Origin of the sequence: Stutzerimonas tarimensis (assembly GCF_042648805.1) — a bacterium.
Classification (GTDB): Bacteria; Pseudomonadota; Gammaproteobacteria; order Pseudomonadales; family Pseudomonadaceae; genus Azomonas; species Azomonas tarimensis.
In genome coordinates, this window is record NZ_JBHRXZ010000029.1 from 22,246 (window position 1) to 45,312 (window position 23,067).

General features: G+C 64.2%; 18 protein-coding genes, 2 pseudogenes and 1 CRISPR repeat array. Of the genes and pseudogenes, 17 read left to right on the top strand and 3 right to left on the bottom strand.

Annotated elements, in window-relative coordinates:
• Nucleotides 1-15: 15 nt before the first annotated feature.
• Nucleotides 16-1,536, bottom strand: coding sequence for a glycerol-3-phosphate dehydrogenase (glpD, locus tag ACFOMF_RS17310; protein ID WP_386367217.1), 1,521 nt, complete (start codon nucleotides 1,534-1,536; stop codon nucleotides 16-18).
• Nucleotides 1,537-1,656: 120 nt separating this feature from the next.
• Here glpD and ybaK point away from each other — a divergent pair, with 120 nt between their 5' ends.
• Nucleotides 1,657-2,124: a Cys-tRNA(Pro) deacylase gene (gene ybaK / locus ACFOMF_RS17315; RefSeq protein ID WP_386367219.1), complete on the top strand. Its 468-nt coding sequence runs from the start codon at nucleotides 1,657-1,659 to the stop codon at nucleotides 2,122-2,124.
• Between the two features lie 10 nt (nucleotides 2,125-2,134).
• Nucleotides 2,135-3,619 carry a glycerol kinase GlpK gene (gene glpK / locus ACFOMF_RS17320; protein WP_386367221.1) on the top strand — a complete coding sequence of 495 codons (1,485 nt, stop codon included), beginning with the start codon at nucleotides 2,135-2,137 and terminating at the stop codon, nucleotides 3,617-3,619.
• A gap of 3 nt (nucleotides 3,620-3,622) precedes the next feature.
• On the opposite strand, the gene mltF is transcribed toward glpK, so the two are convergent.
• Nucleotides 3,623-5,083 carry a membrane-bound lytic murein transglycosylase MltF gene (gene mltF / locus ACFOMF_RS17325; RefSeq protein WP_386367553.1) on the bottom strand — a complete coding sequence of 487 codons (1,461 nt, stop codon included), beginning with the start codon at nucleotides 5,081-5,083 and terminating at the stop codon, nucleotides 3,623-3,625.
• Between the two features lie 302 nt (nucleotides 5,084-5,385).
• Here mltF and cas3 point away from each other — a divergent pair, with 302 nt between their 5' ends.
• From cas3 to cas2e, 10 genes and pseudogenes are all read left to right on the top strand, one after another.
• Nucleotides 5,386-8,172 carry a CRISPR-associated helicase Cas3' gene (cas3, locus tag ACFOMF_RS17330; RefSeq protein WP_386367223.1) on the top strand — a complete coding sequence of 929 codons (2,787 nt, stop codon included), beginning with the start codon at nucleotides 5,386-5,388 and terminating at the stop codon, nucleotides 8,170-8,172.
• Nucleotides 8,173-8,198: 26 nt separating this feature from the next.
• Nucleotides 8,199-8,402: pseudogene (locus tag ACFOMF_RS17335) on the top strand (type II toxin-antitoxin system RelE/ParE family toxin); the annotation flags it as partial.
• A 3-nt stretch (nucleotides 8,403-8,405) separates the two neighbouring features.
• Nucleotides 8,406-8,728: pseudogene (locus tag ACFOMF_RS17340) on the top strand (helix-turn-helix domain-containing transcriptional regulator).
• Between the two features lie 227 nt (nucleotides 8,729-8,955).
• Nucleotides 8,956-10,536 carry a type I-E CRISPR-associated protein Cse1/CasA gene (gene casA, locus ACFOMF_RS17345; protein WP_386367225.1) on the top strand — a complete coding sequence of 527 codons (1,581 nt, stop codon included), beginning with the start codon at nucleotides 8,956-8,958 and terminating at the stop codon, nucleotides 10,534-10,536.
• Nucleotides 10,533-11,174, top strand: coding sequence for a type I-E CRISPR-associated protein Cse2/CasB (gene casB / locus ACFOMF_RS17350; protein ID WP_386367227.1), 642 nt, complete (start codon nucleotides 10,533-10,535; stop codon nucleotides 11,172-11,174). The genes casA and casB overlap by 4 nt, the downstream gene beginning before the upstream one ends.
• On the top strand, nucleotides 11,171-12,205 hold the full coding sequence (gene cas7e, locus ACFOMF_RS17355) for a type I-E CRISPR-associated protein Cas7/Cse4/CasC (protein ID WP_386367229.1): 1,035 nt from the start codon (nucleotides 11,171-11,173) through the stop codon (nucleotides 12,203-12,205). Before casB ends, cas7e begins: the two co-directional genes overlap by 4 nt.
• A gap of 3 nt (nucleotides 12,206-12,208) precedes the next feature.
• Nucleotides 12,209-12,976 carry a type I-E CRISPR-associated protein Cas5/CasD gene (cas5e, locus tag ACFOMF_RS17360; RefSeq protein ID WP_386367231.1) on the top strand — a complete coding sequence of 256 codons (768 nt, stop codon included), beginning with the start codon at nucleotides 12,209-12,211 and terminating at the stop codon, nucleotides 12,974-12,976.
• On the top strand, nucleotides 12,973-13,629 hold the full coding sequence (cas6e, locus tag ACFOMF_RS17365; RefSeq protein WP_386367234.1) for a type I-E CRISPR-associated protein Cas6/Cse3/CasE: 657 nt from the start codon (nucleotides 12,973-12,975) through the stop codon (nucleotides 13,627-13,629). The genes cas5e and cas6e overlap by 4 nt, the downstream gene beginning before the upstream one ends.
• Entirely contained in the window at nucleotides 13,629-14,546 is a 918-nt protein-coding gene (gene cas1e, locus ACFOMF_RS17370; RefSeq protein ID WP_386367236.1) for a type I-E CRISPR-associated endonuclease Cas1e, read from the top strand. The genes cas6e and cas1e overlap by 1 nt, the downstream gene beginning before the upstream one ends.
• Nucleotides 14,543-14,842: a type I-E CRISPR-associated endoribonuclease Cas2e gene (cas2e, locus tag ACFOMF_RS17375; protein ID WP_386367238.1), complete on the top strand. Its 300-nt coding sequence runs from the start codon at nucleotides 14,543-14,545 to the stop codon at nucleotides 14,840-14,842. The genes cas1e and cas2e overlap by 4 nt, the downstream gene beginning before the upstream one ends.
• A 68-nt stretch (nucleotides 14,843-14,910) precedes the next feature.
• Nucleotides 14,911-16,649: a CRISPR direct-repeat array (repeat unit 29 nt; unit sequence GCGTTCCCCGCGCCCGCGGGGATGAACCG).
• Between the two features lie 230 nt (nucleotides 16,650-16,879).
• Here the strand turns inward: cas2e and sodC are convergent.
• The gene (gene sodC / locus ACFOMF_RS17380) at nucleotides 16,880-17,407 is read right to left on the bottom strand and encodes a superoxide dismutase [Cu-Zn] SodC (RefSeq protein WP_386367240.1); all 528 of its coding nucleotides are present in this window, start codon (nucleotides 17,405-17,407) and stop codon (nucleotides 16,880-16,882) included.
• Between the two features lie 159 nt (nucleotides 17,408-17,566).
• On the opposite strand from sodC, the gene flhA reads away from it, so the two are divergent.
• From flhA to ACFOMF_RS17405, 5 genes are all read left to right on the top strand, one after another.
• Entirely contained in the window at nucleotides 17,567-19,690 is a 2,124-nt protein-coding gene (flhA, locus tag ACFOMF_RS17385; RefSeq protein ID WP_386367242.1) for a flagellar biosynthesis protein FlhA, read from the top strand.
• 15 nt (nucleotides 19,691-19,705) lie between these two features.
• Nucleotides 19,706-20,998 (top strand): flagellar biosynthesis protein FlhF, encoded by a 1,293-nt coding sequence (gene flhF, locus ACFOMF_RS17390; protein WP_386367244.1) that lies wholly within the window; start codon nucleotides 19,706-19,708, stop codon nucleotides 20,996-20,998.
• A 68-nt stretch (nucleotides 20,999-21,066) separates the two neighbouring features.
• The gene (gene fleN / locus ACFOMF_RS17395; RefSeq protein WP_386367246.1) at nucleotides 21,067-21,894 is read left to right on the top strand and encodes a flagellar synthesis regulator FleN; all 828 of its coding nucleotides are present in this window, start codon (nucleotides 21,067-21,069) and stop codon (nucleotides 21,892-21,894) included.
• Nucleotides 21,891-22,634: an RNA polymerase sigma factor FliA gene (fliA, locus tag ACFOMF_RS17400; protein WP_386367248.1), complete on the top strand. Its 744-nt coding sequence runs from the start codon at nucleotides 21,891-21,893 to the stop codon at nucleotides 22,632-22,634. The genes fleN and fliA overlap by 4 nt, the downstream gene beginning before the upstream one ends.
• Before the next feature lie 53 nt (nucleotides 22,635-22,687).
• Nucleotides 22,688-23,062 carry a chemotaxis response regulator CheY gene (locus ACFOMF_RS17405; RefSeq protein ID WP_386367555.1) on the top strand — a complete coding sequence of 125 codons (375 nt, stop codon included), beginning with the start codon at nucleotides 22,688-22,690 and terminating at the stop codon, nucleotides 23,060-23,062.
• Nucleotides 23,063-23,067 lie beyond the last annotated feature (5 nt).

Sequence of the window (23,067 nt, forward strand, 5' to 3'; positions counted from 1 at the left end):
GCCAGGCCGGGTCCTTCAAGCCTCGACCGTTTCTTCCAGGTAGCGCTCCAGTTGCCTGCGTCCATCGGCGGGTAGCGTCAAGCCCAGCTTGCTGCGACGCCAGAGGATGTCTTCGGCGCTGACTGCCCATTCCTCCTGGCGCAGGTAGTCCACCTCGCGGCTGTACAGCCCCGCGCCGAAGTGCTTGCCAAGGTCGTCGAGCCCGGCTGCGCCCTCGCTGAGCTTCCAGCTGCGGCTGCCGTAGCTGCCTGCCCAGCGTCGGGCGACCTCCGCGGGCAGCCAGGGGTGCTGGGCGCTGAGCTCGCCGGCAAGCTGCTGTGGGTCGACCATTTCTTCCGCGCCGGGTAGGAGCGCGTCGGCGGTCCAGGCCGGCTGCATGGCGGGAAACCAGGGCGCCAGTTGGCCCAGCGCGGCTTCGGCGAGCTTGCGATAGGTGGTCAGTTTGCCGCCAAACACCGAGAGCAGTGGCGCCTCCGAACGCTCGCCGGACAGCGCCAGGGTGTAATCGCGGGTCACGGCCGAGGGGTTGTCGCTTTCGTCATCGCACAAGGGGCGGACACCCGCGTAACAGCGCAGGATGTCGTCACGGCTGAGCTGATGCCTGAAGTGGGCATTGGTCACGGCGAGCAGGTAGTCGATCTCGGCGTCGGTGATGCTGACCTTGGCGGGATCACCACGGTATTCCCTGTCGGTGGTGCCGATCAGCGTGAAATGCTCCAGGTAGGGCATCACGAAGACGATTCGCCGATCCTCGTTCTGCAGGATGAAAGCGCGCGGGTCGTTGTGCAGCCGCGGCACGATGATATGGCTGCCCTGCACCAGGCGGATGCCATAGGGCGGCTTCTGCTTGAGCTCTTCGCGGATGAACGCCGCCACCCAGGGCCCGCCGGCGTTGACCAGCGCCCGGGCGCGTATCTGATGCGTTTCGCCGTCGCTGCCTTGCAGGCTCAACTGCCAGAGTTCGCCCTGGCGGCTCGCTGCGCTGCAACGGGTGCGCAGCAGGATCTGCGCGCCCCGTTCCCGCGCGGCGAGGGCGTTGAGGACCACCAGGCGGGCATCGTCGACCCAGCAGTCGGAATACTCGAAGCCGTGGGTGATGTCTGCTTGCAGCGGGCTCGAGGCATCGAAGCGCAGGCCGCGCGAGGCGGGTAGCTTCTTGCGCTTGCCGAGGGTGTCGTAGAGAAACAGGCCGGCACGGATCATCCAGGCCGGGCGCAGGTGTGGACGGTGCGGCAGGACGAAGCGCAGTGGCGTGACGATGTGCGGGGCCTTGACCAAGAGTACTTCGCGCTCGGCCAGCGCTTCCCGCACCAGGCGAAACTCGTAGTGCTCCAGGTAGCGCAGCCCGCCGTGGATCAGTTTGCTGCTTGCCGAGGAGGTGTGCTGGGCAAGGTCGTGCTGTTCGCAGAGCAGCACAGACAGGCCACGGCCGGCGGCGTCGGCAGCAATACCGGCGCCGTTGATGCCGCCGCCCACCACGACCAGGTCGTAGAGGTCGGAAGAGGCGGTGGCGGGAAAGTGTTCGGGAAGATTCATCAGGCATCCATCGCTGAGTGCATGAGCGTCTGGCCGATCGCGGGGCGCCTGGCGGGCGCCTGTCGGGCCACGGCCTGCTAAGGTACAGCTTATACGACAGCCATCCATTGCCCAGCATTCATGACCCCAGCCATCGAGTTATTGAAAAAGGCCAAGGCCGAACACCGCATCCACAGCTACGAACACGACCCCAAGGCGCCATCCTATGGCCTGGAAGCGGCCGAAAAGCTCGATCTGGAGCCATCCCGGGTGTTCAAGACACTGCTGGCCTGCTCCGAGAAGCAGGAACTGCTGGTCGCCGTGGTGCCGGTCAACGGCAGTCTCGACCTCAAGGCACTGGCCCTTGCTGCCGGGGTCAAGAAGGCCGAGATGGCCGATCCCACTGCCGCCCAGCGCGCCACGGGATATCTGCTCGGAGGCATCAGTCCATTGGGACAGAAGAAGCGCTTGCGCACCTTCATCGACCGTTCGGCCGAAACCTTTGCGACGATCTTCGTCAGTGCCGGCCGCCGCGGGCTGGAGGTCGAGCTGTCGGCCCAGACACTGGCGGAACACTCCCAGGGGCGTTTCGCCGCCATCGGACGTTGAGGAGATCCAGATGCCCCATTACGTGCTAGCCATCGACCAGGGCACCACCAGCAGTCGTGCCATCGTGTTTGCCGATAACGGCAAGCCGGTCGCCATGGCGCAGCAGGAATTCCCCCAGTATTTCCCGCAGGATGGCTGGGTCGAACACGATCCCGAAGATCTCTGGAACAGCACCCTCGCGGTGTGTCGCGAGGCGCTCGTCCGCAGCGGGCTGGCGGCGTCGCAGATCAGCGGCATCGGTATCACCAATCAGCGCGAAACCACCCTGGTGTGGGACGCGGTCAGCGGCGAGCCGATCTATCGCGCCATCGTCTGGCAGGATCGGCGCACCGCCAATTACTGCGCCGGGCTCAAGGTCCAGGGCATGGAAGGGCGCGTCAGCTCGCTGAGCGGCCTGCTGATCGACCCTTATTTCTCCGCCACCAAGCTGCGCTGGATCCTCGAAAATGTACCGGGTGCCAGGCAACGCGCCGAGCGTGGGAAGCTGCGCTTTGGCACCGTCGATACCTTCCTTCTCTGGCGCTTGACCGGCGGCCGCGCGCACCGGACCGACGCCACCAATGCCTCGCGCACGCTGCTGTTCAACATCCACCGTCAGCAATGGGACGAGGAGCTGCTGGCACTGTTCGAGATTCCGCCGGCCCTGCTGCCGGAGGTGCTCGACAACGCGGCCGATTTCGGGACCACCGATCCCGATCTGTTCGGTGCGCCGATCCCGGTGCTGGCCATGGCCGGCGATCAGCAGGCCGCCCTGTTCGGCCAGGCCTGCTTTCGGCCCGGTATGCTCAAGAGCACCTACGGCACCGGCTGCTTTGTCATCCAGAACACCGGCGCCGAACCGGTCGCCTCGCACCATCGACTGCTCACCACGGTGGCCTACCGGCTGAACGGGCAGGTGACCTACTCCATCGAGGGCAGCATCTTCGTCGCTGGCGCGGCCATCCAGTGGCTGCGCGACGGAATCAAGCTGATCGACCATGCTTCGGAAACCGAGGCGCTGGCCGCGCAGGTCGATGACACCTCGGGGGTTTATCTAGTCCCCGCGTTCACCGGCCTCGGCGCGCCCTATTGGGACCCCAAGGCACGCGGCGCCATCCTCGGCCTGACCCGCGACACCGGCATCAAGGAAATCGTCACCGCCGGCCTGCAGTCGGTCTGCTACCAGACCCGTGACCTGCTGGAAGCGATGCGCAACGACGGCGCCCAGCCGCCCAGCGAACTCAGGGTCGATGGCGGCATGGTGGTGAACAACTGGGTGCTGAATTTCCTTGCCGACATACTGGGTGTGCCGGTGGAACGGCCGGAAATCATCGAGACCACGGCGCTGGGCGTGGCCTATCTGGCAGGCCTGCAGGCGGGTTTCTACAAGGGCCTCGACGAGATCGCCGAGCTCTGGCACCTCAACCAACGCTTCGAGCCGCAGATGCCAGAGGCCCGGCGTAGCCAGCTCTACGATGGCTGGATCGATGCGGTGCGGCGGGTGCGCTGCGATTAGCGGTCAGAGCGGTGGCACCGCGCGGCTCAGCTCGGTGGCGCTGATCGCCGGCAGGTGAAGCTCGCTCTGGGCGAACTGCCGGCCTTCCATCTGCGGCTGGGTCACCCAGGTGAGAATGTCGTAATAGCGCCGGATGTTCGCCACGAAGTGTACCGGTTCGCCACCGCGCGCATAGCCGTAGCGGGTCTTGCTGTACCACTGCTTTTGCGACAGGCGTGGCAGGATCTGCTTCACATCGAGCCACTTGTTCGGGTCCAGCCCCTCGGCCTGGGTCAGCCGCCGGGCGTCTTCCAGGTGGCCACCGCCCACGTTGTAGGCGGCCAGGGCAAACCAGGTGCGGTCCGGCTCGAGAATGCTTTCCGGCAGGCCCTTGTGCACCTTCAGGAAATACTTGGCGCCGCCCTGGATGCTCTGCACCGGGTCGAGGCGGTTGGTCACCCCCACCGACTGCGCCGTCCGCAGGGTCAGCATCATCAGGCCACGCACGCCAGTCTTCGAGGTGGCTTCGGGTTGCCAGTGAGATTCCTGATAGCCGATGGCGGCGAGCAGGCGCCAGTCGACCCCATGCACCGCCGCGCTTTCGCGAAAGGTTTTCTCGTAGCGGGGCAGCCGCTGCTGCAGATGCTGCGCAAAGGCGTAGGCGCCGACATAACCGAGCACGTCGACCTGGCCGTAGTAGCGCTCGCGCAGTCGCTGCAGCATGCCATCGTCGCGCGCTTTGGCGAGGAATTCGTTGGCGGCCTCCAGCAGGCTGTCGTCATCGCTGTCGGCGACCACCCAGGCCAGATCATTCTGATCGCCCAGCTCGAAGGCCGCGCGGACGTTGGAGAAATAGAACTGGTTCATCGCCAGCTCGTTGGATTCCACCAGGGTCAGGTCGATCTGACCTTCATCGACCATGCGCAGCAGGTCGACCACCTCGACCGCGTCGGATTCCTCGTAGTTCAGCTCGGGATAGTCGAGCCTGAGTCTGGCCAGCACCTCGGCGTGGTTGCTGCCGGTCATCACCAGGATGCGCTTGCCGACGAGCTCTGCCGGACCGGTAGGACGACGCTGGTTGCGGTGATAGATGACTTGGGTGGTGGACTCGAGGTATGGCACCGTGAACCGCACCTGGCCGGCGCGCTGCCCGCTCGCCACCAGCCCCGCCGCGCCGAGCGACGGCCCGCCCGGACGGCCGATACGGCTGTAGATATCCTCGATATCGCTCGCCGCCTCGATCTGCAGCTCGACGCCCAGCTCGTCGGCGAAACGCTTGGCCAGTTCGTACTCGAAACCGGTCTCGCCGTTGCGGTCCTGGAAAAAAGTGGAAGGGCTGTTGCGGGTGACCACGCGCAGGACGCCTTCCTCGCGGATACGCTGCAGCTGGCTGGGTTTCTCCGCGCAACTGCCGAGCATCAACAGGATTCCGGTCGCTATAAGCCATTTGGCCCAGCGCGTACAAGCGAGTGAGTGTACAGACATGACGCGCAGTATACGCAAAGGCATCGCGCCACCATATCTTGTTTGAGTGAGCGCAGCGGAACCGGCTCCTTATGATCGCCCAGGGGAGACTGTATAGCTTTCGAGCGTATCCAAAAATCAGCAGGACCAATCCCGAGCACTGTAGCCGGCCCTCGTATGGATGCTGGGGCGCTTAAGCCTCGTGACCCTCCTATTGAACCCCTTCACTTTCCTTACCTGTTCATATTTACAGTGTTCCTGCTTGGTCATGGGCTATGCTTTGCTTCGGCGCAAATGAGCTTGGCCAAGGAAGGGGGAGCGATATGCTGGAGCGGGACAACAGTCGAAATCCGAATGGGCCGTCCAGCGACGGCGACGCACCGGCGTACTGTCGCTACTGGGGAAAGGCGCATCCCCAAGAGGGCGACCTTCAGCCCTTCCATTTGCTCGCTTTCCATTCGTTGGATGTCGCCGCCTGTGGTCTCGAGCTCGTCAAACTTCCCCAGTTTGGCTTGAGGGGGTTGGCTAATGAGTTCAAGTGGCCGCAGACCCTGGTTGAAGAGCTATTCGTTTTCTTCCTGTGCCTGCATGACCTTGGCAAATTCGCTCGCAGCTTTCAGGGGCTTGCGCCAAATCTTTCCCCCGCGCTTGTACCTGCTGTTCCCGGCAAGGAATATGAACATCGCCACGACACGCTCGGCTGGTTGCTGTGGCAGGACGTACTGGCGGAGTGTTTTCCCAGCGAGCGCTTGCCTTCGTCAGGCGATGACTTTTGGGCGATCTGGGTGCGCACGGCGGTGGGGCATCATGGCGTGCCGCCAAAAGAAGCCGGGGCGGGTGGGCTGTTGCAGCTGGCAGCCAGTGATTATTTCCTGCGCGATGATCGGAGCGCTGCCTGTTGCTTCGTCAGGGATGTGGCCGAATGGCTATTGCCGGGTGCGCTGCCCGAGCCCGGCCGTGAGCAACGGAAGATCCTGAAACGCCATGCCTGGCGGTTGGCGGGCCTGGCAGTACTGGCTGACTGGCTGGGCTCCAACCAGGTGCATTTCCCGTATCACTCGCAACCGCAACCGATACGGGAGTATTGGGAGCGCATAGCCTGCCCGGCAGCCGCGCGTGCCGTCGGTGAGGCCGGTTTGCGGCTCAATCCCGTTCGACCCTGGAATCATCCGACCGAACTGTTCGGTTACCTTCAGCAGCCGACCCCGCTCCAGCAGTACGCCGCCAGCGTCGAGCTGAAATCAGGCCCTCAATTGTTCCTGTTGGAAGATGTGACTGGCGCCGGCAAGACCGAAGCGGCGCTGATCCTGTCGCAGCGGTTGATGCAGGCAGGTCTGGCAAACGGACTTTACTTCGCGCTGCCCAGCATGGCGACCGCCAACCAGATGTACCAGCGGGTGGGAGCCGTGTATCGGCGCCTGTATGAAGGCTCTGCACAACCTTCCTTGATTCTTGCCCATGGTGCCCGAACGCTGGTCGATGGCTTTCGCGAAAGCATTCTTCCGCCTGGTGAGCCAACGGCGAGCGATCACTACGCCTCTGGTGATGCCTCGGCCACTACGCAGTGCAATGCCTGGCTGGCGGACAATCGCAAAAAGGCGCTGTTGGCCGAAGTGGGCGTTGGCACCCTGGATCAGGCGCTGCTTGCGGTATTGCCGGCGCGGCACCAATCGCTTCGCCTGCTTGGGCTGGCGGGCAAGGTGCTGCTGATGGACGAGGTGCACGCCTACGACCCGTACATGATGACCTTACTGAAAACGCTGCTGACAGCGCATGCCCGGCAGGGTGGGAGTGTGATCCTGCTATCAGCGACCCTGCCGCTTGCTGCCCGGGAGGACTTGCTGAGCGCCTATCGTTTCGGTCTCGGTGTTCCGCTCGAGGTCCTGCCGATAGATGCGCGTTATCCACTGGCGACCCGGGCAGCCGACCAGGTGGTGAGCCATGCCTGTGAGACCCGCCCCCAGCTCAAGCGGCGAGTGACCGTGCAGATGTTGCACGACGAAGACGACGTGATTGCCCTGATCGCCGAGCAGGCTCGGGCAGGTCGTTGTATCTGCTGGATTCGCAACACGGTCGGGGATGCAAGGCGTGCCCATGAGATGCTGGGGCGGGTCGTGCCCGCAGGAAACCTTGAACTGTTCCACAGCCGATTCGCCATGGGCGATCGTCTCGATATCGAGGACCGGGTACTGCAGCGCTTTGGCAAGCATTCCAACGGCGCCGAACGGCGGGGCAGGGTGCTGGTGGGAACGCAGGTCCTGGAGCAAAGTCTCGATTTCGACGTTGACCTGATGATCAGCGACTTGGCGCCGATTGACCTGCTGATCCAGCGCGCTGGTCGGCTGCAGCGGCATGCGCGGCTGGCCAACGGTGATATTGCCCCGGATGCAGCCGAGCGCCGCGAGCCACCGCTGCTCTATCTGTTGTCGCCTCGGCCGGTCGACGAGCCCACGCCGGATTGGTATTCCTCCCTGTTTTCCAAAGCCTGTTTCGTCTATCCGGATGCCGGGCGGTTGTGGCTAGGTGCGAGGGCATTGGAGCGCGCTGGTTGCATCATCAGTCCGGGGGAGGCGGGGCAGCCCGGTGCCGTGCGCGAGCTGGTGGAAGCGGTCTATGGAAGGAGTGCGGAGCCAGTTCCCACTGGCCTGGAAATGGCATCAGCCAACGAGATGGGCGAGGATCTGGCCAAGGAGGGGCAGGCGTATTTCAACGCATTGAAGCTGGACCAGGGTTATTGCGAAGCCAGTAGCGGGCGCTGGTACGAAGATTCAAGTATCCCGACACGGCTCGGCGATGAAAGCCTGACGGTATACCTGGCGGTAGACGTAGGCGGTGAGCTGCGCCCGTTAAAAGACAGTGGGAGCCACGCCTGGGAGCAGTCCGCCGTGCGCATCAATGCGCGTCAGGCCAGGCGGTTGGAGCCGGGCTGGGAGGCTCGCTTCGCTGTCGCGCTACAAACGCTGCGCGAGCGTCACCGTCTGCTGGAAGAACCTGCGTTTCTGCTGCCCTTGATGGAAGAGGTGGATGGATCGTTGGCGGGCAGGGTGATCGACGAGGAGGGCCGCTCGGTGGAGATGCGCTACGACAATCAGGTCGGCCTGATCTGGTGAGCTATCTTATTGGTAACGTAAAGGTTACCTCGAATATCAAATGGTTCGATGGGCTTGGTGAGTATCGGATTGATTGGGGACCTGGGCTGCGTATCTATCTGGCCCGGGACGGCGACCGATTGATCGTGCTGTTCGGCGGTGGCGACAAGTCCACGCAAAAGACGGATATCCGCAGGGCGCGAGCCTTGCTCGATGAATACAAGGCGCGCAAGCGTGAATCAGGTAAGTAAGCGATGACACTGACACGGACTTCAGGGAAACGGTGGTGGGGCGGGTCCAGCGCGACCCGGAGTTTTCCCGAGCGTTGCTGGATGAGGCGGCCTCCCTGTTTCTCAACGGGGAGCCAGCCGAAGCGCGCTTGATCCTTCGGGATCTGGTGAACGCGACCGTGGGCTTCGAAACCCTGGCTCAGGCGACGCAGAAGCCAAGCAAGAGCCTGCACCGGATGTTGTCGGCACGCGGCAATCCCGGCATGGCCAACCTGGCGGCGATCTTTGATGTGTTGCGGCGTAACCTGGGTGTGGAGATGGGGGTGCGAGGAGAGCGGGTGGGGTAGAGCGTCCGTGCTCTAATCCCCGCGCTGGCGGGGAACCTGGTCTGCGCTGCGCTTCCCGCACGGTTCATCCCGGCTACGCCGGGAACGGCGCTTAACGATGATGTCACAGCCAGGTCTTGGAGAAAAACTATGTGTGGGAAGCGTAGCGAAGAAATAATTGAAATTAATTGACCTTGCTTTCGGTATGGTCTAGATTCGGCTGGTGCCATGACAGGGAGAAGGCAGCGATGAATTTGCTGACAACGCGATGGATTGCGGGCAGGGACGCATCCAATGCTTCGGTTCTAGTGGCCCCGCATGAGGTAGGGCGCGAGGATCTCAGGGATCTGCAGGCGCCGCGCGCGGATTTCCGCGGGGCGCTGTATCAATTGCTCATCGGCCTGCTGCAAGCAGCCTATGCGCCCGCCGACATGGATGAATGGCGTGACCGCTGGAATGATCCGCCGACTTCGGAGGATCTGGAGGCGGCCTTTGCGCCCTGGCTGGAAGCCTTCCGGCTGGAGAGCGAAGGGGCCGCTTTCATGCAGGACATCGATCTGCCCGACGAGAGCAATCAGGCTCCGGTGGTGGACCTGCTGATCGACGCGGGCTCGGACGCCAATCGCTTCTTCAACAAGCCCGCCGCCGAACATGGCCTGTGCGAATGCTGCTCTGCGCAAGCACTGCTGACCCTGCAACTGAATGCACCGGCCGGCGGACGAGGCGTGCGGACCTCGGCGCGGGGCGGTGGGCCGCTGACCACGCTGCTCCTACCGGCGGATGCAAAGGCCACGCTCTGGCAAAAACTCTGGCTCAATGTGCTGCCGCTGGACGTACTGGGTTACCCAGACTTCCAGGCGCCGGCCGATGTGCTGCCCTGGCTGCAGCCGACCCGCAACAGCGACGGTCCCGGCGCGGTGGAAACCCACCCGGGGCAGGCACTGCCTTTCAAGGCGCATGAGGTGCATCCCCTGCAGATCTACTGGAGCATGCCGCGGCGGATCCGTCTGGACACGTCCACGGCAGGGCAGGGACGCTGCGCGGTCTGCGGTGCGGAGGATGTGCGCATCATTCGGCACTACCTGACTCGCCACGGCGGCACCAATTATTCCGGCGCCTGGCAACACCCGCTGACGCCGTACAGTCTGGATGCCAAAGGAGCAAAGCCGCCGCTTTCGATCAAGGGGCGACAGGCCGGACGTGGCTACCGCGACTGGCTGGGCCTGGTGCTGGGTAACGACAACCACCAGCCCGACGCCGCAAAGGTCGTCGCCCATTTCACTCGCGTGAGAAAACCAAGGGTTCGGACGCGCCTATGGTGCTTCGGCTATGACATGTCGAACATGAAGGCGTTGTGCTGGTACGACAGCGTCCTGCCGGTGCATAGCGTCGCCGAAGAGCAGCAGCGCCAGTTCACCGCCTGCATCAAACACTTGCTGGACGTCGCCAACGATACCGCCAGCGCCCTGCACCGCCAGGTCAAGGCCGCCTGGTTTCGCCGCCCCGGCGATGCCAAATCACAGCCTGCCGTCGAGCAAAGCTTCTGGCAGACCTCCGAGCCGGACTTCTATCGCTTGCTCGAAAGCCTCGAATCGATTGATTTCGAAGACGGCGCTCGCGTGGCCGAGGTGTACCGCCACTGGCTGCTGCGCACCCGCCATCTGGCCCTTGGCCTGTTCGACCAGTGGGTAATTGCCGCCCCGATCGAGGACCTGGACATGCGTCGGGTGGTCGAGGCGCGCGCCGGCTTGGGCAAGGAGTTGAACAGCGGCAAGGCCATGAAGCCGCTGTGGAAGATCGTCAACGCATTTAAGAAGGAGCCGGTATGAAGCCAGGGAAGAAATACCTGAACAAGGCGCAGCGACAATGGGTGCAGGACTGGTGGCGCGCCCTGCAGCCGCAAAGGGCCGACGACAAGCCCTTGCCATACGAACTCGGCGGTCTCGACCGGGGCGACCGTGCCGAACTGCGCCGCTGCACAGGTGCGGACCAGCTACTCGAGCGATCGGCGACCTTCTTGCTGGCGGACAGGCTGATTGCCTTGAGCGACGATCGGCACCGCCTGAGCGACAACCCACAGACCTACGAGCGCCTGGCGCTGGTCGCCGGTGTGCTCGCGGGTGTGCGGGAGGACCGGCGGGATGGGTTGAATCTGTCCCGCCACCTCGGCGCGCAGACTCGCGACGAGCGCCCGGCCATGAGCGAGCTCCGTTTCCGGCGCCTTCAGCGTGCTCAGGATCAAACCGACCTGTATCTGCAATGGAAGCGTGCCGTGCAACTGGCCGATAGCAAGGCCGATGTGGCCCAGCTCGCCGAGGACCTGCTCGGCTGGCTCTGCGAGCTGGGTGAAACACCGCTGCGCGCCAGCGATGCGGTGAAGTTCCGCTGGGCCCATGACTACTACCTGAGCGCCCGCGATCGGGCCGCTGCCGAAGAACCCCAGACCGACAAGGAAGCCAACGCATGACCCGTTTCGTACAGCTGCACCTGCTGATCTCCTACCCGCCGGCCAATCTCAATCGCGATGATTCGGGGCAGCCGAAAACCGCTCGCATGGGTGGTGTCGAGCGGCTGCGGATTTCTTCGCAAAGCCTGAAGCGCGCCTGGCGTACTTCTGAGCTATTTCAGCAGCAGATGGCCGGCGCCATAGGCACGCGTACCAAGCGACTGGGGCGCGAGGCGTTCGATGCGCTGACCGCCGCCGGCATCAGCGAAAAGCTCGCGACCGAGTGGGCCGGACAGATCGCCAGAGTCTACGGCGCGGTGAAGAAAGACAACCCGCTGGAGATCGAGCAACTGGTGCACATTGCGCCGGAAGAGCGGGCCTCGCTAGAGGCGCTGGTCGCTACCCTCGCCAGCGAAAAACGCGCACCGACTGAGGAAGAGCTGAACGCGCTGTTGCACAAGCAGACAGCCGTCGACATTGCCATGTTCGGGCGGATGCTGGCGTCGAAAACCGAGCACAACGGCGAGGCTGCCGTTCAGGTGGCCCATGCCCTCGGCGTTCATGCTTCCGCGATCGAGGACGACTACTTCACCGCGGTGGACGATCTCAACCAGAGCGACCCGGGCGCCGCGCATATCGGCGAGTCCGGCTTTGCCGCGGCCGTCTTCTATCAATATCTCTGCATTGACCGGGACCTGCTTAAGCGCAACCTTGGCGGCGACGAGGAGCTGACCCAGCGCGCACTGATCGCATTGACCGAGGCGGCGCTGAAGGTAGGGCCTAGCGGCAAGCAGAACAGCTTCGCCAGCCGCGCCTATGCCCATTACGCGCTGGTCGAAAAGGGGCCGCAACAGCCACGCTCGCTGTCGCTGGCCTTCGTCAAGCCAGTGACTGGAAATGACTATCTCGCCGAGTCCATCGAGGTGATGCACCGGCTGCGCGACAACATGGACCAGGTGTATGGCGAATGCGCCGACCGCCGCTACCAGCTCGACGTACTCAAGGGCGAAGGCAGCCTGGCCGAGCTGCTCGACTTCGTCGCGATGGAGTAGCCCATGACCGACTATCTGCTGCTGCGCCTCTACGGCCCGCTGGCCAGTTGGGGCGAGATCGCGGTGGGCGAATCGCGGCACTCGGCGGTGCATCCGTCCCGTTCCGCACTGCTGGGGCTACTGGGCGCTGCGCTCGGAATCGAGCGTGCCGATGAAGCAGGCCAGCAGGCACTCGCTGCGGGGTATCGGTTCGGCATCAAACTCGAGGCGACCGGTTCCCCGCTTCGCGACTACCACACCGTGCAAACCGGGGTTGTACCACGCAAGTTTCGCTTTCGTTCGCGCCGTCAGGAGTTGGCCGCTGAAAAGGTCGATACCTATCTCTCTGCTCGGGAATATCGGTGCGACAGCCTGGCCCTGATTGCCGTCGAGGCGATGCCAGGCGCGCCACGCGAACTGGCGGCACTGGCCGAAGCGTTGCGGACCCCGCATTTCCCGCTGTATCTCGGGCGCAAATCCTGTCCGCTGGCCTTGCCACTGGCGCCCATGCTGGTCAGCGCGGCCAACCTTCGCGAGGCGTTGGATGGTGCTGAATTGCCGTCGCTGCTGGCGCTGGTCGACCGTTACCAGCCGGAGCAGGGCTGGCCAACCCGGGAGGACCGCCGAGCGTTCCGTCTTGGCCAACACAGGTATTACTGGGAAGACGGCATGGAGGCCGGGATGAAGGCAAGCTTCGACACCTGGCGGCACGATCAGCCGTTATCGCGCAGCCGCTGGCAGTTCGCACCCCGGCGGGAGTGGGTCGCGATCAGCGAAGGAGGGCAGGGATGAGCCACTACTTTTCTCGTGTACGGCTGATCGCCCGGCCCAGTCAGGACCAGTGGCTGCGCGATCTGGCCCGCCACGGCGAGCCCTATCGTGATCATGCGCTGATCTGGAAGCTGTTTCCCGGCGACGGTATGCCTCGCGATTTCATCTTTCGCAAAGTCGACGAGCGCAGCTATCTCGTGGTTTCCGCTCGCCCTCCTCAGTCCTGCCCCGGGCTGTTCGAGCTGCAAAGCAAACCCTACGCACCGAATCTAGCGCCCGGGCAGCTGTTGCGTTTCGATCTGCGCGCCAATCCCACCGTCAGTCGCAGTGAGCCCGGCAGGCGCTCGCAGCGTCACGATGTGTTGATGGATGCCAAGCGACGAGCCGACCGCCCGGCTGATGTTCGCGAGCTACAACAGGCCGCGGGCTGTGACTGGTTGCTGAAACGGGGCGAGCAGTGGGGCCTGGCGATCAGCGAGAACACCCTGATGCAGGACGGCTACCAGCAGCACCGCCTGCGACGGAAGGGCAAAGGGATCGAATACTCATCGCTCGACTACCAGGGGCTGGCGGAAGTGGTGGACGCTGAGCGGTTGCAGAAGGCTTTGCTCGAAGGTGTCGGTCACAGCAAGGGCTTCGGCTGCGGGCTGCTCCTCGTGAAGCGGGTCGACTGATGCTCCCGCCCCTCAAACCCCTGCCGATGAAAGACCGGGTCTCGATGATCTTCGTCCAGTACGGTCAGATCGACGTGCTGGACGGGGCCTTCGTGCTCATCGACAAGACCGGCGTGCGCAAGCACATTCCGGTCGGTTCGATCGCCTGCATCATGCTCGAGCCCGGCACACGGGTGTCCCACGCGGCGGTCAACCTGGCGGCCACCGTCGGGACATTGCTGGTCTGGGTCGGCGAGTCCGGTGTGCGGCTGTACGCCAGCGGCCAGCCCGGCGGCGCGCGGTCGGATCGGCTGCTGTACCAGGCCAAACTGGCGCTGGATGACGATCTTCGTCTGAAGGTGGTGCGCAAGATGTACGAGTTGCGCTTTGGCGAGCCGGCACCCTCGCGGCGCAGCGTCGAGCAACTGCGTGGCATTGAGGGCGCCCGGGTGCGGGGCACCTACAAGTTGCTGGCCAAGCAATATGGTGTGGATTGGCGTTCGCGCAACTATGACCGTCAGCAGTGGGACGCGGCAGACATTCCCAACCGCTGCTTGTCCGCGGCCACGGCTTGCCTGTATGGCATCACCGAAGCGGCGGTTCTGGCGGCCGGCTACGCGCCGGCGGTGGGTTTTATCCATACCGGCAAGCCGCTCTCGTTCGTCTACGATATCGCCGACCTCTTCAAGTTCGAGACGGTGGTTCCGCTCGCTTTTCGCATCGCGGCCAAATCGCCTGCTCATCCCGAGCGGGAAGTGCGACTCGGATGCCGTGATCTGTTTCGGTCCAGCAAGCTGCTCGGCAAGATCATCCCCACCATCGAGGAAGTGCTCGCCGCTGGCGAGATCTCGCCCCCGCCCCCGCCACCCGAGTCCGTGCCGCCAGCCATCCCCAACCCGGACGGCATCGGTGACGCGGGGCACAGGAATCAGGGATGAGTTTTCTCGTCGTCATCACCGAAAACATTCCACCGCGACTCAGGGGGCGGTTGGCCATCTGGCTGCTTGAGGTGCGGGCGGGTGTCTATATCGGAGACGTCTCCCGCCGCACCCGGGAAATGATCTGGGAGCAACTGGACGCCGGCTACGAGGACGGCAACGTCGTCATGGCTTGGTCCAGCAGCAACGAATCGGGCTATGAGTTCCAGACCCTTGGCGTCAACCGGCGTGTGCCCGTCGACTACGACGGGCTTCGCCTGGTGGCCTTTCTGCCGCCCGATTCAACCGATCTTTAACAAGCCAAATAATCGGTAGATTTTTAGCGTGCGATTTTTCCTTTTCAGGACAATCGTTTACGCTAAGTGCGTTCCCCGCGCCCGCGGGGATGAACCGTCGATTCGCCTGGAAATTGCCCGTACCGACGAGCGTTCCCCGCGCCCGCGGGGATGAACCGGTGGTCACGTTGGGGAAAAACTGGCGGACAAGGCGTTCCCCGCGCCCGCGGGGATGAACCGCTGGAGAGCTTCCGCGGGGCTGGCATGGATGGGCGTTCCCCGCGCCCGCGGGGATGAACCGCGTTCCTCAGCGAAAACCCCGACGTCGCCGCGGCGTTCCCCGCGCCCGCGGGGATGAACCGTCGGCGATATCCGTCACCCGCCAGCCCATCCAGCGTTCCCCGCGCCCGCGGGGATGAACCGAAACTGTCGAGCTCGACGGCCCGATCGTGCGCGCGTTCCCCGCGCCCGCGGGGATGAACCGCGCATCGATCAGCGCTTCGCGAGCGAAATACCGCGTTCCCCGCGCCCGCGGGGATGAACCGTTCTGGACCGAACACCGTCACCGTGGCCTCGAGCGTTCCCCGCGCCCGCGGGGATGAACCGTATCAGGCGACCAGCGCAGCGTGGAGCTCGGGGCGTTCCCCGCGCCCGCGGGGATGAACCGGACGTCTCCAGCTTCAAGGCGCTCAAGGGCGCGCGTTCCCCGCGCCCGCGGGGATGAACCGGTGCGCTCGAGCATGTTGCGCTTGAAGTTGAGGCGTTCCCCGCGCCCGCGGGGATGAACCGGCAGACCAGCTATGACCCAGCAGATCCTCACCCGCGTTCCCCGCGCCCGCGGGGATGAACCGCCATGCTTGATAAGAGAATGGACGGGATTGGTGCGTTCCCCGCGCCCGCGGGGATGAACCGTGGTGGGTTTCGATCCGAGCCTGCGCAACTGGGCGTTCCCCGCGCCCGCGGGGATGAACCGGCCCTCTACTACACCACCAAGAGCCATACCGAGCGTTCCCCGCGCCCGCGGGGATGAACCGCCGAATTTGAAATTGATGAAACTCCTGGAGAAGCGTTCCCCGCGCCCGCGGGGATGAACCGCTGAGAGGCTTTCTTGCCCGCCCCGCGCAGACGCGTTCCCCGCGCCCGCGGGGATGAACCGTTAGCGGCGGTACTTGGTATCAGTGCACCGTAGCGTTCCCCGCGCCCGCGGGGATGAACCGCTGAGAGGCTTTCTTGCCCGCCCCGCGCAGACGCGTTCCCCGCGCCCGCGGGGATGAACCGCGCAAGTTCATGGCCGGTCAGGACTACGAGTTCGCGTTCCCCGCGCCCGCGGGGATGAACCGAAGTGGCTCTCCCACCAGGGCCACTTCGAGTAGCGTTCCCCGCGCCCGCGGGGATGAACCGCCTACGTTCCGCTTCCGGACGGTCGAACCATCGCGTTCCCCGCGCCCGCGGGGATGAACCGCCGCCGCCATCGAGAACGCCAGGGTGAACCAGGCGTTCCCCGCGCCCGCGGGGATGAACCGTCACCCGCGAAAACCTGAACGCCACTCGACTTGCGTTCCCCGCGCCCGCGGGGATGAACCGTCGATGCGCTGCAGTTCCAGGCGGCGACGCTTGCGTTCCCCGCGCCCGCGGGGATGAACCGCCGACGGCGCAGCACATCAAGCTGGACCTCAGGCGTTCCCCGCGCCCGCGGGGATGAACCGGTGGCGTACAGCTCGTTCAGGTTGTAGCCGGCGCGTTCCCCGCGCGCGCGGGGATGAACCGGGATGACCAGAATCGAACAACTGGAGCAGGCGGCGTTTCCCGCACCCGCAGGGATGAACCGACGAAGAGCAACATCACTCGCCCTGAAATCGCGTTCCCGCACTTGCGGGGACGAATCGCGGCCTATCTACTGGTGGGCTGCCTGATCTGGACAACTGTTCCCCGCACCTGCGGAAATGGACCGGTGCCCAAGCGCAACGATTTCAGCAAGGGGGAGCTTTGTGCCGGATGGCCTCTAGACGTAGCCACGTACTTGCCACATCCGCGTCCAGCTTCTCGGCGTCCAGCCTCTCAGCTTCCCTGCCCGATCACCCCACACAGTACCCGTCCGCCGCCGCCGCCCAGGGGTTCGGGGTGGTCGGCGTGGTTGTCGCCGCCCTCGTGGACCATGAGGGCGAGGCCGCGGATGTCGCCGAGGCTTTTCAGGCGTGGTGCCAGGACGGGTTGCCTGGCATTGCCGTCGCTTTCGACCATCAGGGCGGGAAGGTCGCCGAGGTGGCCGTCACCCCAGGGATCGCCGTGGCGCCCGCTGTCCTGGGGGTCCCAGTGTCCGCCCGCCGCGCCAGCCGGCATGAGGCTGCCGTTGTTCTCGGCCGGCTCGCAGCTGCCGTTGGTGTGGATATGGAAGCCGCGGATACCCGGTTCCAGACCCGAGAGGTCGGGAAGAAACACCAGGCCGTATTCGCTGGCTTCGATCTTTACCGTTCCGGCCCGTTCACCGACGCCGTCGACGTCGACGTTGTGCAGGGTCACGGTGAGGGTTTCCGCTTGGGCCGCCAGCGCTGTGCTCGCGAGCGCGGCAAGTATCCATCGTTTCATCAAGACCTTCCTCTGTGTGCTGTCTGTGAAGTCCTTGTATGACTTGGCGCGGCGGGTGGGGTTCGCGAGGCGGGAGCAGGGCCGCCCTGCCGAGTACGGCCCCGATCTTGCACAACGATGAAAAATCTTTTGTGCGTCAAAAGTTTGGATGGGGAAGCCGTGGACCGCAATCAACTGATCAATATGCGCAACAACCTGGCGGGTGCCGGTCGCGGCAACCTGGGTGTGCCGCTGTTGCTGCTGGTAATGCTGGGCATGATGATGCTCCCAGTGCCGCCGTTCCTGCTGGATGTGCTGTTCACCTTCAACATCGCGCTCTCCATCGTTGTGTTGCTGGTCAGCGTATACGCGTTGCGGCCGCTGGATTTCGCAGTGTTTCCGACCATTCTGCTGGTGGCCACGCTGATGCGCCTGGCGCTTAATGTGGCCTCGACCCGGGTGGTGCTGATTCACGGGCACGATGGGGGGGATGCCGCCGGCAAGGTGATCAAGGCCTTTGGTGAGGTGGTGATCGGCGGGAACTACGTGGTCGGCGTGGTGGTGTTCGCGATCCTGATGATCATCAACTTCGTGGTCGTGACCAAGGGCGCCGGGCGGATTTCCGAGGTGAGCGCGCGCTTCACCCTCGATGCCATGCCCGGCAAGCAGATGGCGATCGATGCGGACCTCAACGCTGGCCTGATCGATCAGGCCGAGGCCAAGAAGCGGCGTGCCGAGGTGTCTTCCGAAGCGGATTTCTACGGCTCGATGGACGGTGCCTCCAAGTTCGTGCGCGGTGACGCCATCGCCGGCCTGCTGATCCTGTTCATCAACCTGATCGGTGGGATCGCCATCGGCATCGCCCAGCATCGGATGAGTTTCACCGAAGCCGGGCAGGTCTACGCCCTTTTGACCATCGGTGACGGCTTGGTGGCGCAGATCCCCTCGCTGCTGCTGTCCACTGCGGCAGCGATCATGGTGACCCGCGTCACCAGTTCCGAAGACATGGGCCAGCAGGTCCAGCGCCAGATGTTCGCCTCACCCAAGGCACTGGGGGTGGCGGCGGCCATCCTGATTGCCATGGGTCTCGTGCCAGGCATGCCGCACATGTCCTTTCTTGGCCTGGGCGCGCTGGCTGCGGGTGGGGCCTACTGGATCTGGCATCGACAGAAGCAGGCGGCGCAGAAGGTCGAACAGGAAGTGCAGAAGCAGGCCGAAAGTCTGCCGGCGCAACGCCCGGCGGAAAGCAAGGAGCTCGGCTGGGACGACGTGACGCCGGTGGACATGGTCGGTCTGGAAGTGGGCTACCGACTGATTCCCCTGGTGGATCGCAACCAGGGCGGGCAATTGCTGGCGCGGATCAAGGGGGTACGCAAGAAGCTGTCGCAGGACCTTGGCTTCCTGATGCCGTCGGTACACATTCGCGACAACCTGGACCTGCTGCCCAACGCCTACCGGCTGACCTTGATGGGTGTCAGCGTGGCCGAGGCCGAGGTCTATCCCGACCGCGAAATGGCGATCAACTCCGGGCAGGTGTTCGGCACCCTCAAGGGTATCGCCACCCGGGACCCGGCGTTTGGCCTGGAGGCCGTCTGGATCGAGGTGAGCCAGCGCGACCAGGCGCAGTCGCTTGGTTATACCGTGGTCGACGCCAGCACCGTGGTGGCTACCCACCTCAATCAGGTGCTGCACAAGCACGCTCACGAGCTGCTTGGCCACGAGGAGGTCCAGCAGTTGATGCAGTTGCTGGCCAAAAGCTCGCCGAAGCTGGCCGAGGAACTGGTGCCTGGCATCCTTTCGTTGTCTACCCTGCTGAAGGTGCTGCAGGCCTTGCTGCAGGAGCAGGTGCCTGTGCGCGACATCCGCACCATCGCCGAGGCGATCGCCAACGCGGCGCCGCGTAGTCAGGATTCTGGCGCGCTGGTGGCTGCCGTGCGGGTCGCGCTGTCCCGGGCCATCGTACAGAACATAGTCGGGCTTGAGCCGGAGATGCCGGTAATCACGCTCGAGCCCCGGCTTGAGCAGATCCTGATGAGCAGTTTGCAGAAAGCGGGGCAGGGTTCGGACGATGGGATTCTGCTGGAACCGGGAATGGCCGAGAAATTGCAAAGCTCTCTGGTAGAAGCGGCGCAGCGTCAAGAAATGCTCGGTAAGCCAGTGATCCTGCTGGTGGCCGGGCCGATCAGAGCGATGATGTCCCGCTTCGCCCGGATGGCCGTACCGACGATCAGTGTACTGGCCTACCAGGAAATACCGGACAACAAGCAGGTCACCATCGTTGCGACGGTGGGACAACAGAAGTAATCGAGGGTCGAGACGATGCAGGTCAAACGTTTCTTCGCAGCGGACATGCGCCAGGCCATGAAACTCGTCCGTGACGAGTTGGGCGCCGACGCCGCGATCATCGGCAACCGCCGGGTCGCGGGCGGGATCGAGCTGACTGCCGCTCTCGACTATCCCATGCAGCCGGCCGTCGCGGTGCAGCCGAATCCGGCGCTCGAGGCTGAGCTGCGCAAGACCCAGACGCGCATCGCCTCGGCCCATGCCCAGTTGTCGTTCTCGGCCGGCCCGCGCGATCAGGATCGCCAGATTCTTGGCGAAAAGCCGGTTGCCGCTCCCGCTCCCGAGCCGGCACCGGTAGAGCCGAGAAAGCCTGCCGCCGGCGTGGATCCCCAGGCTTTCGAGGTCATGCGTTCGGAGCTGCACGGGCTGCGCGAACTCATCGAATTGCAGCTGGGCTCCATCGCCTGGAATCAGGTGCAGAGCCGCAAGCCTAAGCAGGCCAGCCTCTGGCGTCGTCTGCAGCGCATAGGCCTGCCGGCCGAGCTGTCCCGCGACCTGCTGGAAAAGGTCGCCGATATCCCTGACCAGAAGCAGGCCTGGCGCATGTTGCTGGCTTATCTCGCCCAGTCGATCAAGGTCAGCCGCGAAGAGCCGCTGGAAGAGGGTGGTGTGATCGCCCTGGTCGGGCCGGGCGGCGCGGGCAAGACCACGACGCTGGCCAAGATGGCAGCACGCTACGTGCTCAAGTACGGCGCGCAGAACATCGCCCTGGTCAGTATGGACAGCTTCCGCATCGGTGCTCAGGAGCAGCTCAAGACCCTTGGCCGTATCCTCAATGTATCGGTGACCCAGGTCGATCCCGATCAGTCGCTCACCCAGGCGCTCACGCCCCTGGCGCGCAAGCGGGTGATCCTCATCGACACCGCCGGCCTGCCAGCCAGCGATCCGGCGTTTCGCCTGCAGCTCGAGGCCCTGGCCAACCGCGGCATCCGCTCGAAGAACTATCTGGTCCTGGCTGCGACGAGCCAGAGCCAGGTGCTCAAGGCGGCCTGGCACAGCTACAAGCGTTGCAACCTCGCCGGCTGCATCATGACCAAACTGGACGAGGCCGGTAGCCTGGGCGATCTGCTGGGTCTGGCGATCAGCCAGCAGCTGCCGGTCGCTTACCTGGCCGATGGCCCGCGTATCCCGGACGACCTGCACCTGCCGCGCAGCCATCAGTTGGTCAGCCGCGCGGTCAGCCTGCAGACCGCAGAAGAACCAAGCGAAGAGGCAATGGCAGACCTCTTCGCCGGTATGTACAACGACACCTCCCGTCGGGCAGGTTGATCTGACTCCTATTCGCTCGGTGCCGGCGCATTGACGGCCCCAGGACCTGGCAAGAAGGTAAGAGACACATGGGAAAACATCCCGTACAGGTGATAGCAGTGACCGGCGGCAAGGGCGGCGTCGGCAAGACCAACGTATCGGTCAACCTGTCGCTGGCCCTGGCCGATCTCGGCCGCAGGGTGATGCTGATGGACGCCGACCTCGGTCTGGCCAATGTCGACGTGCTGCTCGGGCTGACCCCCAAGCGCACCCTGGCCGACGTCATTGCCGGCGAGTGCGAACTGCGCGACGTGCTGATTCCGGGGCCGGGCGGCATCCAGATCGTGCCGGCGGCGTCGGGCACCCAGAGCATGGTGCAGCTTTCGCCCTTGCAGCATGCTGGCCTGATCCAGGCTTTCAGCGACATCGGCGACAACGTCGATGTGCTGATCGTGGACACTGCGGCGGGCATCGGCGATGGCGTGATCAGTTTCGTGCGCGCGGCGCAGGAAGTCTTGCTGGTGGTCACCGACGAGCCCACCTCCATCACCGATGCCTATGCACTGATCAAGCTGCTCAACCGCGACTTTGGCGTGAATCGCTTTCGCGTGCTCGCCAACATGGCGCATACCCCTCAGGAAGGGCGCAACCTGTTCGCCAAGCTGAGCAAGGTGACCGACCGCTTCCTGGACGTCGCCCTGCAATATGTCGGCGCCGTGCCCTATGACGAGATGGTGCGCAAGGCCGTGCAAAAGCAGCGCGCCGTGTACGAAGCCTATCCGCGTTCCAAGTGCGCCCTGGCCATCAAGGCGATCGCGCAGAAGGTCGACAACTGGCCGCTGCCGGTCAACCCGCGCGGCCATCTCGAGTTTTTCATCGAACGTATGGTTCAGCCTGTTGCAGGTACTTCGGCATGACTGGCGCGGGACTTCGCATGTATTCCAACAAGGCCCAGGCCAGCGATTCGCGTCGCCTGGTCGAGCAGTACGCGCCTCTGGTCAAGCGCATCGCCTACCACCTGCTGGCGCGTCTGCCGGCCAGCGTGCAGCTCGACGACCTGATGCAGGCCGGCATGATCGGCCTGCTGGAAGCCTCTGGCAAATACGATGCCGGCAAGGGTGCCAGCTTCGAGACCTACGCGGGCATCCGCATCCGCGGCGCGATGCTCGACGAGGTGCGCAAGGGGGACTGGGCGCCGCGCTCGGTCCACCGTAACACTCGCATGGTCAGCGACGCGATACGGGTGGTGGAGGCGCGTACCGGGCGCGACGCTAAAGATCATGAGGTCGCGGCCGAACTAGAGATAAGTCTCGAAGATTATTACGGCATCCTGGGCGATACCCAGGGCAGTCGCCTGTTCAGTTTCGACGATCTATTCCAGGCAGGCGAGGGCGGCGACCTCAACGAGGATGCCGAAAGCGCGCATCCGGAGCCGTTCCGGGAACTGGAGGACGAGCGCTTCCAGCGCGCCCTGGTGGAGGCGATCGCCCAGTTGCCCGAGCGAGAAAAATTAGTGATATCACTTTACTATGATGAAGAATTGAACCTGAAGGAAATCGGTCAGGTGCTGGGAGTCAGCGAGTCGCGCGTCAGCCAGTTGCACAGTCAGTGTGCTGCCCGCTTGCGCGCGCGCCTGGGTGAGTGGCGAGCGCGCTAGGCCATTCGCCGGGTTATTGAGGCTTTTTTGGAGGTCGAACCTTGGACAAGAACATGAAGATCCTCATCGTCGACGACTTTTCGACGATGAGGCGGATCATCAAGAATCTTTTGCGTGATCTCGGCTTTACCAATACCGCTGAAGCGGACGACGGCACCACCGCGTTGCCGATGTTGCAGAGCGGCAGCTTCGACTTTCTCGTGACCGACTGGAACATGCCCGGCATGAGCGGCATCGACCTGCTGCGTGCAGTGCGTGCCGACGAGCGCCTCAAGCACCTGCCGGTGCTGATGGTGACCGCCGAGGCCAAGCGCGACCAGATCATCGAGGCCGCGCAGGCCGGGGTAAATGGTTATGTGGTCAAGCCGTTCACGGCCCAGGTGCTCAAAGAAAAGATCGACAAGATCTTCCAGCGCGTGAGCAACTGAGTTCG